Annotated in this window: 11 protein-coding genes; 2 read left to right on the forward strand and 9 right to left on the reverse strand. The window is 72.0% G+C overall.

Annotation, left to right across the window (positions count from 1 at the left end; genetic code table 11):
- Nucleotides 1-68: 68 nt before the first annotated feature.
- From ACZ60J_RS01355 to ligA, 6 genes are all read right to left on the reverse strand, one after another.
- Nucleotides 69-2,987, reverse strand: coding sequence for a hypothetical protein (locus ACZ60J_RS01355; RefSeq protein WP_469677933.1), 2,919 nt, complete (start codon nucleotides 2,985-2,987; stop codon nucleotides 69-71).
- Entirely contained in the window at nucleotides 2,988-4,838 is a 1,851-nt protein-coding gene (locus tag ACZ60J_RS01360) for an HSP90 family protein (RefSeq protein ID WP_469677935.1), read from the reverse strand.
- Nucleotides 4,839-5,140: 302 nt separating this feature from the next.
- Nucleotides 5,141-6,118, reverse strand: a complete 978-nt coding sequence (locus ACZ60J_RS01365) for a hypothetical protein (protein ID WP_469677937.1) — start codon at nucleotides 6,116-6,118, stop codon at nucleotides 5,141-5,143.
- Nucleotides 6,119-6,270: 152 nt separating this feature from the next.
- On the reverse strand, nucleotides 6,271-7,380 hold the full coding sequence (locus ACZ60J_RS01370; protein WP_469677939.1) for a hypothetical protein: 1,110 nt from the start codon (nucleotides 7,378-7,380) through the stop codon (nucleotides 6,271-6,273).
- Nucleotides 7,381-7,477: 97 nt separating this feature from the next.
- Complete coding sequence (locus ACZ60J_RS01375; protein ID WP_469677941.1) at nucleotides 7,478-7,978, reverse strand: SRPBCC family protein; 501 nt, start codon at nucleotides 7,976-7,978, stop codon at nucleotides 7,478-7,480.
- Nucleotides 7,979-8,026: 48 nt separating this feature from the next.
- Nucleotides 8,027-10,087: an NAD-dependent DNA ligase LigA gene (gene ligA, locus ACZ60J_RS01380; protein ID WP_469677942.1), complete on the reverse strand. Its 2,061-nt coding sequence runs from the start codon at nucleotides 10,085-10,087 to the stop codon at nucleotides 8,027-8,029.
- A 113-nt stretch (nucleotides 10,088-10,200) separates the two neighbouring features.
- Here ligA and ACZ60J_RS01385 point away from each other — a divergent pair, with 113 nt between their 5' ends.
- Nucleotides 10,201-10,833 (forward strand): DUF2461 family protein, encoded by a 633-nt coding sequence (locus ACZ60J_RS01385; protein WP_469677944.1) that lies wholly within the window; start codon nucleotides 10,201-10,203, stop codon nucleotides 10,831-10,833.
- Between the two features lie 532 nt (nucleotides 10,834-11,365).
- Here ACZ60J_RS01385 and ACZ60J_RS01390 read toward each other — a convergent pair.
- Together ACZ60J_RS01390 and ACZ60J_RS01395 are read right to left on the reverse strand one after the other, a co-directional pair.
- Complete coding sequence (locus tag ACZ60J_RS01390; RefSeq protein WP_469677946.1) at nucleotides 11,366-12,262, reverse strand: hypothetical protein; 897 nt, start codon at nucleotides 12,260-12,262, stop codon at nucleotides 11,366-11,368.
- A gap of 115 nt (nucleotides 12,263-12,377) precedes the next feature.
- The gene (locus tag ACZ60J_RS01395; RefSeq protein ID WP_469677948.1) at nucleotides 12,378-13,148 is read right to left on the reverse strand and encodes a 2OG-Fe dioxygenase family protein; all 771 of its coding nucleotides are present in this window, start codon (nucleotides 13,146-13,148) and stop codon (nucleotides 12,378-12,380) included.
- 214 nt (nucleotides 13,149-13,362) lie between these two features.
- Between ACZ60J_RS01395 and ACZ60J_RS01400 the strand changes: the two genes are divergently transcribed.
- A complete protein-coding gene (locus ACZ60J_RS01400; RefSeq protein WP_469677950.1) occupies nucleotides 13,363-13,782 on the forward strand; it encodes a response regulator in 420 nt (139 codons plus the stop codon).
- 90 nt (nucleotides 13,783-13,872) lie between these two features.
- Here ACZ60J_RS01400 and ACZ60J_RS01405 read toward each other — a convergent pair whose 3' ends face one another.
- On the reverse strand, nucleotides 13,873-14,277 hold the full coding sequence (locus ACZ60J_RS01405) for an aggregation-promoting factor C-terminal-like domain-containing protein (protein WP_469677952.1): 405 nt from the start codon (nucleotides 14,275-14,277) through the stop codon (nucleotides 13,873-13,875).
- Nucleotides 14,278-14,462 lie beyond the last annotated feature (185 nt).

The following is a 14,462-nucleotide window of genomic DNA, read 5'->3' on the forward strand; positions in this document are numbered from 1 at the left end:
GCTCGGCGCGGGCCGCCACCGTGATGTGGCGGCCCGCGCCGTCTGCGTATCGTCTGCCGGGCCGGGTGTTATCGGCGGAGGTAGTCCTGCCGCAGGGCCTCCAGGATGTCGGCGGCCTCGGGGAGGCCGGCATGGCGGCAGCGGGCTGCGGCGTCGGTGAGCCGGGCCGTCGCCTTCTGGAAGAGGCCGAGGCCCTTCCCCTCGATCAGGGCGGCCATCCGGACCGCTTCGGCGCGCGGCACCTCCCCGTGCTCCCCGCCCTCCTCGTGCGCCGCGACGGCGGCCTCCGCCTCGGGCAGGGCCTCCTCGAAACGCTCGGTCTCCGCCAGGACGCAGGCCCGGCGGTAGTGCACGGCGCCGCGCTCGTACCAGTGGGCGAAGTCCTCGGCGTCCTGAGGCACTTGGGCACGGACGGCGTCCGCGCGCGCGAGGTGCTCCAGCGCCGCTTCCAGGCCTTCAGCTGCCCGCGCCTGGACCGTGAGGCGCGCGAACTGGCACATCATGGTGATGACCAGCGACGGGTTCGGCGCCTCGGCGTGCGCGGCGACGGCCCGCTCGTAGGCGGTGTCCGCCGCGTCCCACCGGTCGGCCATGGCCAGGGTCATGGCGGCCTCCGCCGCCACCAGGGTCTGGACCGGGCGGTCGTCCTCCCACGCGGCGACGGTGTCCGCCAGGCGCAGGAACTCCTCCGCCGCCGGCAGGTGTTCGCCGAGCTCCCGCAGCCCGCGGGCCAGGGACAGGCGGGCCTGGGCGAAGGCGCGTTCGTTGTCCGGGGCCTGTGCCTCGTCCGCCAGGAGGGATTCCAGGACGGCGACCGCGTCCTCCGGCCGGCCACCGCGCCCCAGCACGTCGGCGAGCTGGAGGCGTACGTCCACGGCTTCGGCCTGCTCCCCGTCCTGGTCGAAGAGCGCGGCAGCCTCGGAGAAGTGGCGTACGGCGCCGCCCAGGTCCCCGAGGTGCGAGAGCGCGTGCCCGAGCAGGGAGTACGTGGGGGCCAGCGCGAAGTCCGTGTCGTCGTACCGGGCCGCGTCGGCGAGCGCCCGGTGCAGGAGCTCCGCCGCTTCGTCGGGCTCGCCCTTGGCGAGCAGGAACTGCGCGAGCAGTGCACGCGGGCGCGTACCGCGCCAGGGCCGCTCCGAGGCGTCCGCGGCGTCGAGGGCAGCGCGCAGCAGTTCCTCGGCCGCTCCCGTGTCTCCTCCGCGGCCGGCCAGGTCCGCGGTGAGCTGCAGCGCGTTGGCCACGTGGTGGGGTACGGACAGCCGCTCCGCCTCGGCGCGCAGGGTGCGGGCCTGGGCGTGGAACCGCTCCGCTGCGGGCCCTTCGGTCTCCGGCAGGTCCCGCATCGCGTCCTGGTAGGCGGCGAAGGCGGCGGCGTACCGGAGGGTGAGGTAGTCCAGTGCGGTCTCGGCCGTCAGGGGAGCCTGGGCCCGGAGGTGCTCAGCCTCGGCCAGGATCGTGTCGAGGCCCGTGCGGATCGCCTCGCGGTCCGTGTCCTCGTCCTCGGAGCCGGTCCGCCAGGCCAGGGCGCGGGAGCGTGCGTTGAGCGCGCGCCAGGGCATCTCCAGGCCCTCGTACAGCTCGGCCGCCCGCTTCAGTTCGGTGGCGCCCTCCTCGTCCCGACCCTTCTTGGTGTGCTTGTAGGCCCGCTGTTCGGCGAGCTCTGCCGTCAGCAGGTCCTGCGGGCCGAGCTCCTCGTCGTGGGCGAAGTCCCCTTCGGCCAGGCGTTCTTCGATGCGGTCCCAGAGCCGGCTGTCCCCCGGGTGGCCTGCGGCGGCCAGTCGGCGTGCTTCGCGGACCAGGGAGGCCACGTCCTGCGAGAGGTCCGCGCCGGCCACGGGTGTCACGGCGGCCGGCGCGGCCACGGACGCGGCGGGCCGGGTGGCCTGGGTGCGCAGACCGAGCGGCAACGGCTCGTCGAGGAGCGGGCGCTGCACGAGGCGGGTGCGGAGGCGGTCCCCGACGGTGCCGGTGCCGTTGCGGGCGTCGAAGGCGGCCGCGAGGCGGTCGGCTTCGGAGCGGACGTGGTCGAGGAGCGTGCCGGCGGTCCAGTCGCGCCCGGGCGGTCCGGCGACGGCGGTGTCGGCGTGCCCGTCCTCCACGAGGCGGGTGAGCAGCACCCCGGCTCCGGTGAGGAAGCCGAGGTGCGCCAGGGGGGCGCCGGTCGCCTCGAACAGCGGGCGGTTCTCGGCGAGGATCTCCAGGCCCCGGCCCTCGTTGCGGGACAGGGCGCAGAACTCCAGGTGGAGGCCCACGGCGTCCTGCGTGCCGGTGTTCCCCCGGACCTGGCGGTAGCCGCTGAGGTGGTGGGAGCGGGCCTCGTCGGCGCGGCCGGCGCGCAGCAGCGGCAGGAGCGAGCGCGACCGGCTCAGCTGCGGTTCCTCGGTGCACCCGGTCTCGCCCTGGAGGACGGGACCCCAGATCTCCAGGGCGCCTTCGTCCTCACCCGACTCCACCTGGTGTTCGGCGAGGTGGCGGATCTCGCACGCCTCGCAGTCGCTCAGCTCGGTACGCGCTCGGGTGGCCCAGAGGTCGTAGGCGTCGGCGAGGCCGGTACCCGTGTGGTTCGCGACGTGGTAGCGCATCGCCGCGACCGGCTGCATGCCGTGGTCGGCCGCTGCGTAGCGGCCGCGCATCGTGTCGATCCAGCCGTGGATCGCGGTCAGCGGTACTTCGGGTACCTGGAGCAGCGAGGTGGTGACCCACTTGAAGCGCCAGAAGACCTGACGGGCCTCCCACGGGCTGAAGGTGTCGGGGACGGTGTCCCACAGCTTGAGCAGCCGGGCGAAGACGACGGGCGACTTGCGGTGCTCGCCGGTGAACTCGTACGAGGCCATCAGCTCCAGCAGCGCCGTGACGAGGGTGTCGGGCTCGTCGAGGAGCTCGGCCGCATCGACGATCTCCTCGGCGGTGACGGTGCGGTGCAGGCCGTGCGGACGGTCGTGGTTCTCGCGGAGCGCCTCGACCACGGCCTCGGGGGTGTCCAGCATCTACAGTTCCTTCCGGGGCTCGGAGCCGGGTGCGGCGGTACCGCTGTGGTGCATGGCGTGGGTGAGCAGGCCGATGAAGGCCCTGTTCAGCAGGGCGCTCTCGCTGGCCCGGAGCGGGCGGCGGCTGAGCAGCAGCGCCTGGCCGTAGAGGGCTTCCGCCGTCGTGACGGCCAGCCCGCGCTCGGCGATGGTGATCGCCTGGCGCACCAGCGGGTTGAGGTGGTTCAGGACGAGCTGGGCCCGCGGGGTCTCGTTGCGCAGGGACCCGAGGATGTCGGCCCACACGCCGTCGCTGTCGGCTGCCAGGCTCGACCTGGTCCGCTCGTGCCGGGCCTCCCGGTTGTCGAGGAGCAGCGCGGAAGCCGTGACCGGCTGGAAGTCGCGCAGGACGACGTCGCAGTCGTGAACGCCGACGGTCTCCCGGGCGACCGCGAGGAAGGCCGCCGCGCGGAGCTCGGCGGACGGGTCCACGGCGTCGAGATGGGCGGTGACCGTGGCCGGGTCCAGGTCGGTGACGGAGGTCCCCGGCCGGATCTCGGGCAGCCTGAGCACGAGGTCCCGGTCGTAGGTGTAGCCGCCGTTGACGACGCCGAGACCGGCCGCCGAGGCGATGGGCGCGACCTGGCGGAACTCCTCGACGCTGCGCGTGATCAGGAGGGCCGGGTGGGTCCGCGCGAACTCCTCCAGCGTGACGTTGCCGTCGGTGGTCTCGAACGGCAGCCACGGCAGCACGATGCGCAGCAGCTCGTCGTCGTAGCGGGCCAGGGCCTTCACGGCGAGGTGGTGCGTTTCGATGAAACGGTGCAGCAGGGAGGGGCTGCTGGCGGCGAGGCCGGTGAGCCAGTCGCGGATCCGGTCGCCCAGGGCGTCCCGTACGGCGGACAGGGTGCCGTCCTCGTACAGGGCTTCCCGCGAGGCGGTCGGCCGCAGGCTCGTGGTGTCGACGACACAGCGGACGAAGAAGGCCCATTCCGGGAGCAGTTCGGGTGCCTGGTCCGTGAGGAGCATGCCCTTGAGGTGGACGCGGTGGCCGGCCCGCTGTGCCGGGCTCATGGCCGTGGGCAGGACGTAGGCGACCCCGCGCAGCCCGGCGGCCGGCAGGTCGAGCTCGATGGTGTCGAGGGGCGTGAAGCCGAACTGGCTCCGGCAGTACGCGGTCAGTGCCTCGCGGCGGGCCAGCGGAGAGCGGTGGGTCTGCTCCCAGGGGGCCGTCTCGTTGATCTTGTCGATCTCGCCGCGCGGGCCTTCGACCGTGACCTCGTGCCGCAGGAGGCCGCCGTAGTGCCGGGCCAGTTCGACGACCTTCTGCGGACTGGTCCACTCGGCGTTGTCGGCGCGCGGGGTGAGGCGCACGGTGGTGCCCGGCTCCGGCACGGCCGAGGCGGGGAGGGTGCGGATGGTGTAGCGGCCGTCGGAGTGGCCGCGCCATTCGACGGCGGGCGCCGAGGGGTCGGCCGCCGAGCGGCTGAGCACGGTGATCTCGTCGGCGACCACGAAGCAGGCCAGCAGCCCGATGCCGAACTGGCCGATGAAGTCCCCGCGGGCGGCGTCGAGCCCGGCGCCCTCCAGGGTCCGCTTGGAGCTGCGCCCGATGGTCGCGAGGAACCGGTGGACGTCGGCCTCGGTCAGCCCGACGCCGGTGTCCGTCACTGTGAGGGTAGGGCCGGTGCGCACCGTGATGGAGGCCGGGGAGCCGGGCGCGAGGGTCTGGCGTGCGGTGATGGCGTCCACGGCGTTCTGCAGCAGCTCGCGCAGGTAGACGCGGGGGCTGGAGTAGAGGTGGTGGGAGAGCAGGTCGACCAGGCCGCGCAGGTCGACCTGGAAGGTGTGGGACGTCTCGGAATCGGGCACCTGGCGGCATCTTTCGGTGGGTCCGCCGACGCCGTGGGCGGCGCGGGCGGAGGCGGAAGGGAGGAGCTCGTGGGGGTGTGGCGCGAGGGTGTGGCGGGGGTGCGACCCGAGGGGTGCGGCACGAGCAGAGCGCCGTGCCGCACCGGTCGCCCGGCCGGGTGGAGCCCTTGGGAACGATCCGTCGGCAGCCGGTACGCGGCCGCGGAGGCGGGAGCGGCCGGACCGGGCTCGGGGCCGGCGGCGACCGCGACGGCTGCTGCTCGTGGTGGGCCGGGCGGCCGCCGGGTCAGCGCGTCAGCCGGTCAGCGTCCGGTCGACGCGCGCTGCTTGCGGTAGGCCGCAGCGGGGTCGGAGCCGTTGACGTAGTACCAGGGGAACTCGGTGACACGGCCCTGGGTGGCGTCGAAACACTCCCGTGCCGCCTCGCGGTCCCCCGCGAGGGAGAACGCCATGGCGAAGGTGTTGAGGACCTGGGTCCATCCGGCCCGGCGCTCGAAGTCCGGGTGCCGGAAGGAGTGGTCGGCCGCCGCCCGCAGGGACTCCGCGACCTCGGGTCTGCGCATGTACGCATCGTCCGGACCGGAGTCGGGGGAAAGCCACTGCTCGATGTGGGCGATGGCCACGAGCTGGCCCAGCTGCGTGCCGGCGGGGGCGCCGAAGGCGGAGTCCCGGGCGAAGGCGTGCGCCTCCTCGTGCGAGCCGCCCCACTTCTCGCAGACCTGCTGCAACTGCTGCTGGTGCGCTCCCAGGTGGTGCGGATCGCGGCGCACGGTCGCCTCGAAGCGGCGGCGTGCGGTGGGCGCCCCGACCTGGAGTCCGCGGCCGGTGAGCTGGAGGCCGTACCAGGGCGAGGTCCACAGCGGCTCGCGCTCAGCCGCCTCGTAGAGCCACTCCTCGGCGCTGCGCAGTCGCGCGTGGAACACCTCGAACTGCTCGCGCGAGACCTCCGACGCCCTGGCGCCGGTCCGGGCATCCCAGCCCCAGCTGATGTGGCGGACGCCCGCCACGAGCCGGGCCAGCGACGCGTCGGGGTCTGCTTCGAGGACCGGGACGATCCACCGTTCCACCCCGGCGGTGTCACCGACCGCCCAGAGCAGTTCGGTCCGGTCGTCGCTCTCGGGACGTGTTTCGAGCACCTCGCGCACACCGGTCCAGTCCGCGGCCGCGGCGGCCTCGCGCACCCGTCGCACGTCCGGATCGCCGGAGTCCTCCTGGACCCGTGCGAGGGGCCTGCCGCCCCATTTCCCCAGCGCAAGCCCCCATTGACGGAGCACCGCCATCTCCCCACCCCTTGCTGTGTCCTCACGGGAAGGCATGGAGCGCCACCCGTGAGACATGTGACTATCACGCACGAGCGACCATCGCACGTTTGTTTTCGCGAAGACCCCGAGACCTGGCGGGCGTCGGAGGCCGTGGTCGCACGAACCGACGTCTAACGCGCCATCCCGTAGCCCTGTGCCGCGGGGGTGGGGCGTGCCCGGGACAGTTTCACGGCCCTTCCGCGAGCCGCCTCGAACGCCATGACCGGGTTCCCCGCCTTGCGCCAGGGTTCGGCTCCGCACCACGGCCCGATCCGGCGGAACTGCTCCAGGGCGGGACCGTACATCATCGACTGGAGCATGTAGTGCGCCAGCAGGTGGCGTAGGACCGGCAGGCGCTCGTCGTCCGCGGCGACCTGGTCGAAGGAAGCGGCGGTCCGCTTCAGCAGGCTCCTGGTCCAGGGAGTAACCGGCAGGGAGGCGGCGGAGGACCGGTCGGCGAGCTCGCTCAGCGCGTGCAGGTAGATCCCGGCGAGCGGGCTGCCCGCCGGTGCCTTGCGGACCGCCTGGCGTGCGAACCGCATCATCCGCCGGTTGCTGCCGTACCACTTGGCGCACCAGTACTGGAGGGCCTGCCAATGCCCCTCGTAGTGGTGGGGTGCGCGGGCAATGAGCCCCTCCCACAGCGGCTTGAACTGTGCGTGGCCGTACTGGGCTCCGCGCGCCGCGGTGACCATGACCACCCAGGGGCCCGGGTTCGCGGGGTCGAGCAGTGCGGCCGCGCGGGCCTCCTCGATCGCGGCCGGGAGCATGGCGCGGAAGCGCCTCATGTCCGAGTCCAGGACCTCGTGGGCGAAGCCGCTGCCCCGGATCTCCCAGGCCCGGTGGACCATGAGGCGTGCGTGGACGGTGGCCGCGTCGCAGTCGGCCGGCTCGGCGGTGCGCCAGGCGTCGAGCCAGGCGCCGTCCTCCCGGGCGACGTGCTGCAGGAGCTCAAGCCGGTCCCAGCGCGCGTCCCAGTCGTCCCCCGCCGCCCGGACGTACCGCGCGGCGGTCTTCCAGTCCCCCTGCCATGCGGCGTCGGCGACGTCCTGCCTCTCCTGTGCCCGGTGGGCCGCAGGCGGAGGACCGGCGCGCCGGTTGTCGAGCGCCTCGCGGGGCGGAAGACCGTAGGCGGACGCCACGAAGTGCTTTTCGGTCCAGCGGTCGGCACGGCCGGGGATGCCGGAACGGAGGAGTCCGACGAGAAGCACGCCGAGTGCAACGGCGAGGAAGAGGGTCACGGCGGGAGATCATTCCCGAACCGATCGCTCTCCGCAATAGTCCAGGCCAACGATAAGCCGAGGTCAGAGCGGGCGAACGGACGGACGCCCCGGCGTTTCAGCCGGTTTCCAAGGCCTTCTTGAGGTTGCGCAGGGTCGTGGCGATGTTCCTGCGCTGGAAATCGGCGAAGACGCTGCCGCCCGTGGCCACCCGGTCGAAGGTGTTCGCCACGAAGTCCGGCCACGACCGGCGGTCGTCGGTCCACGTCTCGGTGACCAGGGTCCCTTCCGAGACGGGCTCGAAGCGGTACTCCCAGGTGGCGATGGGACCTGGGAGCCGGGGCCGCGTGATGCCGATGGCATGCACCCGGAACCGGAACAGCTTGTCCGGCTCGAGCGCCGTCACGGTGCACCGGGTGGTCCAGCGGAAGGCGCCGCGCTTGTTCCGGCCGTCGAAGACCATGCCGACGCTTGGCTCCCGGGCACCCCCGCGCACGGTGGCGCCGAGGTTCTCCGGGCTCCAGTCCCCCATCCGCGCGGGATCGGATATGCGCCGGTAGACCTCTGCGGGACGGACATTGACGACGATGCTGTCGGACACGGTCAGCGTACGAGACATGCTTCTCCCCTCGAGAAGCCCGACGGTACCGCGCGGCCCACCTCGTGGCTACCCCTCGGTAACTTCAGGAGTGAGGAGGTCGGCGACGAGGGCGGCGAATTCCTCGGGGTCGAGGATGCGGATGCCCAGTTCCTCGGCCTTGGTGCGCTTGGATCCGGCCTTCTCGCCCGCCACGAGGAGCGTGGTGCGCTTGGAAACCGACGATGACGCCTTGCCGCCCGCCCGCTCGATCAACTCGTTCATCTCGTTGCGGGACAGCACCTCGAGGGGGCCCGTCATGGAGCCGGTCACCACGACGGCCTGGCCGGCCAGCGGGCCGCCGGCCGGCTCCTCGCCGTCGGGCGCGTCGGCTGCGGCCCCCTGCGGCTCGGAGACCTGTGTGCCGACCTGTTGGGCCTGGAGCTTGTCGAGGAGCGGGGCGAGGTCGACGAGTTCGGCCGCGACGACGCGGGCCTTCTCGGTGCCGATGCCGGCGACCCCGGCCAGCAGGTCCGCGTCGGCGGCCCGGATCGCGGCCATCGAGCCGAAGTGTGCGGCGATCCGCCGGGACATGGTGCGCCCGGTGCCGCGGACACCGAGGGCGCAGAACACGCGGCTCAATGCCGCCCCGCGGGCGGTCTCGATCGCGGCCAGGAGGTTGGTGGCGCTGGTCTCGCCCATGCGCTCCAGACCGAGGAGCGCCTCGCGGGTCAGTGTGAACAGGTCGGCGATGTCATGCACCAGGCCGGCCTCCACGAGCTGGATCGCGCGCGTGCCGCCGAGGCCTTCGATGTCGAGCTGGTCGCGGCCGGCCGCGTAGATCACCGAGGCCACGGCCTGGCAGTTGCGGCCCCGCACGCACCGCCAGCGCTGCTCGGAGGTGTCGATGGCGTCGCCGCAGCGGGGGCAGGCCTCGGGGAAGACGATCGGGCTCTCGGCGCCGGTGCGCTGGTCGGCCAGCGGTGCCTCGACCCGGGGGATCACGTCGCCGGCCCGGTAGACGAACACCTGGTCGCCGATCATGAGTCCGCGACGGGTGATGTCGGACGGATTGTGGAGCGTGGCGTAGGTGACCGTCACCCCGTCGATGACCACGGGCTCCAGGACCGCGCGCGGGGCGATGATCCCGGTCCGGCCGACGTTCCACTCCACCGCCAGCAGCCGCGTCACCTTGTGCTCGGCCGCCAGTTTCCGGGCCACCGCCCACCTCGGGGCGCGCGAGCCGTTGCCGACCTGCCGCTGGTCCTCGGCGGTGTCGGCCTTGACGACGACACCGTCGATCCCGAAGGGCAGGTCCGCGCGCAGGCCGGCGATCGCGTCGATGCGTTCCTGCACCTGCTCCACGGTCTCGCACCGCAGCGGGGCGACGGCCGTGTCGGCGGCCGTGTTCGCGCCGAGCGCGGCCAGGTTCTCCAGCAGGGCGGCGTGGCCGAGGTCGTCCAGGCCGATCGCGCCGTAGGCGAAGAAGGTCAACTCGATCCGGTAGGGGCGGTCCTTGGCCCGCAGGGTGCCGGCCGCTCCGCTGCGGGGGTGCGCGAACGGCGTGGCCTCGTGGGCGAGCCGGATCCGGTTGGCCTCCTCGAACTGCGCGGTCGTCAGCAGGACCTCGCCGCGCAGCTCGACGTCGATCGGCTCGGTGAGGACCGGGGGCAGACCGAGGACGGCGTCGGCGGCATGGGTGATGTCCTCGCCGGACTGGCCGTCGCCGCGGGTGAGGACCTGAACGAGCCGGCCGCCCCGGTACCGGGCGGCGACCGCGAGGCCGTCGAGCTTCGGCTCCACGCACCATCCGGCCACGGGTCGTCCGAGACGCCGTTCCAGCCCTGCGGCCCACTCGGCGAGCTCGTCGGCGTCGAAGACGTTGTCGAGGGAGAGCATCGGCACCGAGTGCGGCACGTCGCCCTGGACGGCCCCGCCCGCGACCTTCCCGGTCGGCGACTCGGCCAGCACCTCCTCCGGGTGCGCCTCCTCGTAGGCCGCGATGGCGCGGAGCAGCCCGTCGTATTCGTCGTCACCGAGCGGGGTGGTCCCGTCGCCGTAGTACGCGGCCGACGCCGCCAGGGCGACGGTCACGGCCTCGGTGTAGGCGGCAGGGGAAAGCAGGGAGCTGTTTTCGGTCATGCAGGTCATCTTCCTGCCCCCCACTGACAATGCCGCCGGAGCTCGCCCGGCCACGGCGCGCGTCCGATCCGCTCGGCGGCACGGGAGGAGCAACGGCACCGTCGGTGGGCTAACCTGCCCGCATGCGCAGACAGTTCACCGGCTGGCCTGAGCAGGCCATGGACGTCCTGTGGGAGCTCCGGGGCGAGCCGGCCCACGCGACGCGCGAGCGCTGTCGTGCGGACCGCGAACGCCTGGTTCGGCAGCCGATGATCGGCCTGCTCAACGAGGTCGCGGACGCGGACCCCCGGTACGAGGACTTCTCCGTCTGGCACTACCGCACCGACTCCTGGTGGTGGCAGAACCAGAGCGCCGTGATCCGCATCGGCCGCAAGGTCGAGATCGGTCTCCGCTTCTCCCTGGACGGCCTGCGGATCCAGGGCGCCTGGTGGTACCCCGATCCCGGCCAGGTGGACAGGTTCCGCAAGGCCGTGGCCTCCGAGGGGAGCGGACGCGAACTGTCCGCCATCGTCGAGGACGTACGGAGGAAGGGCTACGAGATCTCCGGCGACGTGATGAAGCGTCCCCCGCGCGGCTATCCGGCGGACCATTCCCGTACGGACCTGCTGCGCCACCGCTCGCTGATCGCCGCCCGCCCCCTCGGCTGCGAGGAGTGGCTGCACACCCCCGAGGCCGTCGACCGGGTCCTCTCGGCCGCCGCCGACCTGGACGCCCTGCTGACGTGGCTGGCCCGCCACGTGCAGAACACGGGCTGACGCCACGCCATCACGCCACCGGCGGGACGCAGTCCCAGCGAAAGTCCTCCTGGTCCGTCGCACGCTCTGCACGGGTGGTCTGCGTGGCGGTGACGGCGCCGAGCGTGGCGGCCTTGAGACGGCTGGACATGACCGGATTCCCCCGAGTGGTACGGCGTTGGGCTGACGTGATCAAGGTTGCCGCAGGAGAGGGAGGGTGCTCCAGGGTTCTCCCGTGTCCGGGACGGGCCATGTCCTCCACAGGACAGAGTCCGCTCGGGCGCGTCCTGGGCCACATCCCCCTGCCCTGTCGGCCTGGGTCCGCCGCGCTGCGGGGACGCGACCGGGGACGTGGGGTACGTAGGGCGGGTCCCCCTCCGGATCGGAGACCCCGATGTCCCGTCGTGCAGGCGTCTTCGTGACCCGCCGTCCCCCACCAGGCGCTCGACGATGTCTCGAACCACGGGGGGACGTCCACTGCCAGTAGCAGCCGACAATCGGAGGTCCGGCGTGGCCGTCCTGCCTCAGGCAGCTTGACGACAGGAGCTCATCCTTACAGCCCGGCCTGAGCGAGCAAGGACTCTGCCTGTTGCCGCGTGAGATTAGGCGGGGTCGATGCGGCTGGGGGACACGTGTGGGTGCCGCGACGGAACGACAGCATCCACTCAGCAAGAAGGCTGTCGGGCTCCAGGGTGGCCATAACCTGTTCACGCAGCGCCGGCGGGATATCCGACCGGGCCGCGATCTCGTTCCTGACGAAGATGTCCTGGTCACCTGCCAGCAGGTCGCGCAGACCGGGAGGCAGGTGCGGATGTGCGGCGACGGCCTCACGGACCTCGGAATCGGGGTCGGACGCCAGTTCGGGAGTTGGCACGGCATGGGCGACCGCAGCAGCGCGCGTCGCCGGATCTGCCAGCAGTCCGGGCAGGAGGTCCGCGGGAGGGACGAATGCCCGAACACTGCCACTGCGAATGCCTGGGTCGGCATCCGTCAGCAACATCCTGCGGACGTCGTCCGGAGCATCGCGCCAGCGCTGGATGACCGACGATCGCACACTGGCCTCCGAGTCCGCGGCCAGGAGGGCCAGCAACTCCGCCGGCAGATGCTCGTTCATCGCAAGGAACGACCGCACGGAAGGGTCCGGATCGGCCGCCAGACGGGCGAGCAGCCCCAGAGGCTCATCCCTGACGCTCGCCGCGACCGCACACCGAACGGACGGCTCCGGATGCTCCGCAAGGCGAGCCCTGATCCGAGAGGGCACGGAGGAGTTCGCGGCGAGAGTCCGTACGGAGCCGAGCTCGATGATCTCCGCTATCAGTTCGTCAGTAAGGTCCCGACGCAGCAACGCCACCGCGCGCCGAGCCCCCGGGTGCTGGAGCAGGCGCCACACCAGGTCAGCGGGTAGGTCATCTTGGGCTGCTAGAGCACTGAGTTCAGCATCCAGGTCCATGGAACGCAGGGTAAGCCTCGGGCCTGAACGAGGACGCCCCAAGCCGATCTACCGTCGCAGCCGGACAACCCAGCTCGTCATGGGCGACTCAGACATCGGTACTTGGGTGCCACTGTTACAGCTGGGGGACGTACGGGGCGAGGCCGACGATGAGGATCGACCGGCCGCCCGGTCCCGGTTCGGGGCCCCTGCGCACCGGGCCGACGTAGTGGCTGACCCTGTGGTCGTGGACGGCGTAGCCCTCCAGCGGTTCGGTGAGGGTGAAGCTGGCGTGGACGTCCGCCCACGGGTCCTCGGGCTGGAGGCCCGCACTGCCCGGCGTGGCGATGACGTTCTCGCCACCCGTGACGTTGGTACGGCCGATCAGGTGGGCGAACGTGAACGTGCTTGCGGAACCCCCGTCCTGGTGAAGGCAGTTCGGGGAGGAGACGGCATCCTGGCCGGGGAGGTCGACGCCGAGCCGGATCAGGTGGACCCCGGCCCACAGCGGCCGTCTCGTCAGATCCCTCAGGGACAGGACCTGCTCGATGTCCCACCTCAGGAGCCGCAGCAGCAGGGCGTTGCCGCGCAGGTCCTCGGGGATGCCGGGGAGCACGCGGAGCGTTCGCGGACGCTCGGGGTCGTCCTCGCCCTGGGAGAAATTGGTGACCGTACCGTGTACGGGGTCGGGGATGCCGGGGATCCAGGACAGTTCGTCCTTCCACGGCAGGTACACGGCGTGGGAGTAGCGGCGGAACCGGTTCGTTCCCGGTGCGTACGGGTCGGCCGGCAGGGCCGCGAAGCCCTCCTGGAGCCGGGCCAGATCCCTCGCCGTGGAGCCGCCGGGAACGACGCCGAGCTGCTCGGCACCGTAGCGGGCGAACCCGTGCGCGCGCAGACCCTCCACCCCTGCCGCGCCAGGACCCCCCGCGCAAGAGTGCGACCGCGGCCGCGGCTCGGCATTTCCCACAGGTTCCTCCACCAGGTCGGCACCACGGCGGATGCGCCGGCGGCCGTGCCGACCTTACGCACACCTCGCCCTCTTCCCGGCACGCGCTGCATTCGGCCGTCCGCCACACCTCCCTCTACCAAAAGTGCAGATTTCATGAAGAATGGGGTCAATGATGACCGTTCTGGTGACGGGTGTGGCGGACGGTGCCGAGCTGGAAGCCCTCCGTGCGTGCATCCACACGGGCCCGCACTTCCGCATCGTGGCCCACGCGCACGATGCCGACGTCGCCCTGGCACAAGCCCGCGTGCTGCTTCCGGACATCGCCGTGGTCACCCTCCACCGACCCGACGCTCAGGGAGAACAGGACCGTCGGACCCTCGTTCGCGCCCTGCGGTCCTTCGACCCTCCCACGGGGATCATCCTGCGTCGCGACCCGCACGAGGTGTACGAGGCGATCAGCCCGGGACTCGAGGCGGTCCACGGGGCCATCCATGACGTCCGGCGCGGCGACCTCGACGCCCTGCACCACGCGCTGGTCACCATCGGCCGCCGCCGGGCCAGCTGCAACATCGACCCCGCGGCGCACTGACCGTCCGGCGCCTACGGGCCCGGGTATGCGGAAACGCCCGGCCGGTGGGATTACCGGTCGGGCGTCGCGTGGTCGTGTTCCACCAGCGGTTTAGTACCAGTGGTGGGTCTGCCAGAAGTTCCAGGCACCCTCGGGGCTGCCGTAACGGGAGTTCATGTAGTCCAGGCCCCACTTGATCTGGGTCGCCGGGTTGGTCTTCCAGTCCGAGCCCGCCGAAGCCATCTTCGAGGCCGGCAGCGCCTGGACCAGACCGTAAGCACCCGAGGAAGCGTTCGTCGCGGTGTGGTTCCAGCCGCTCTCACGGGACACGATGTTGTTGAACGCCGCGAACTGCGCCGGGTCCTTGATCATCTGCTGGGCGATCGCCTTCGCACCCATCGGAGCAGCCTGCGCCGGAACAGCGGCCAGCATGGAACCGGCAACACCCAGAGCCAGGACGGTACCCGCGAAGGTCTTCTTCGAAGCGGCGATACGGCGGATGACGGCGTTGGACACGGAGCAACCTTTCGACGGGAACAAGGACGGTCGCAGACACGCCAAAGACGTGCGTGAGCCACTCACGCGAAGGAGAGGGGATCGGTGGCGGGAGCGGGAGAACCAGGTGTGTACCCGGGGGAACTCCGTCCGCCCTGCGACTCATCCAGTTCTACGGGGGTAGCACCCGCCTGGCAACAACCCCT

Source organism: Streptomyces sp. NPDC104226, assembly GCF_055584085.1.

What these genes read in the sequence shown, in the direction of transcription:
- ACZ60J_RS01365 (WP_469677937.1), bottom strand. Translation starts at nt 6,118, where the DNA reads ATGGCGGTGCTCCGTCAATGGGGGCTTGCGCTGGGGAAATGGGGCGGC.
- ligA (WP_469677942.1), bottom strand. Translation starts at nt 10,087, where the DNA reads ATGACCTGCATGACCGAAAACAGCTCCCTGCTTTCCCCTGCCGCCTAC.
- ACZ60J_RS01385 (WP_469677944.1), top strand. Translation starts at nt 10,201, where the DNA reads ATGCGCAGACAGTTCACCGGCTGGCCTGAGCAGGCCATGGACGTCCTG.
- ACZ60J_RS01375 (WP_469677941.1), bottom strand. Translation starts at nt 7,978, where the DNA reads ATGTCTCGTACGCTGACCGTGTCCGACAGCATCGTCGTCAATGTCCGT.
- ACZ60J_RS01400 (WP_469677950.1), top strand. Translation starts at nt 13,363, where the DNA reads ATGATGACCGTTCTGGTGACGGGTGTGGCGGACGGTGCCGAGCTGGAA.
- ACZ60J_RS01355 (WP_469677933.1), bottom strand. Translation starts at nt 2,987, where the DNA reads ATGCTGGACACCCCCGAGGCCGTGGTCGAGGCGCTCCGCGAGAACCAC.
- ACZ60J_RS01390 (WP_469677946.1), bottom strand. Translation starts at nt 12,262, where the DNA reads ATGGACCTGGATGCTGAACTCAGTGCTCTAGCAGCCCAAGATGACCTA.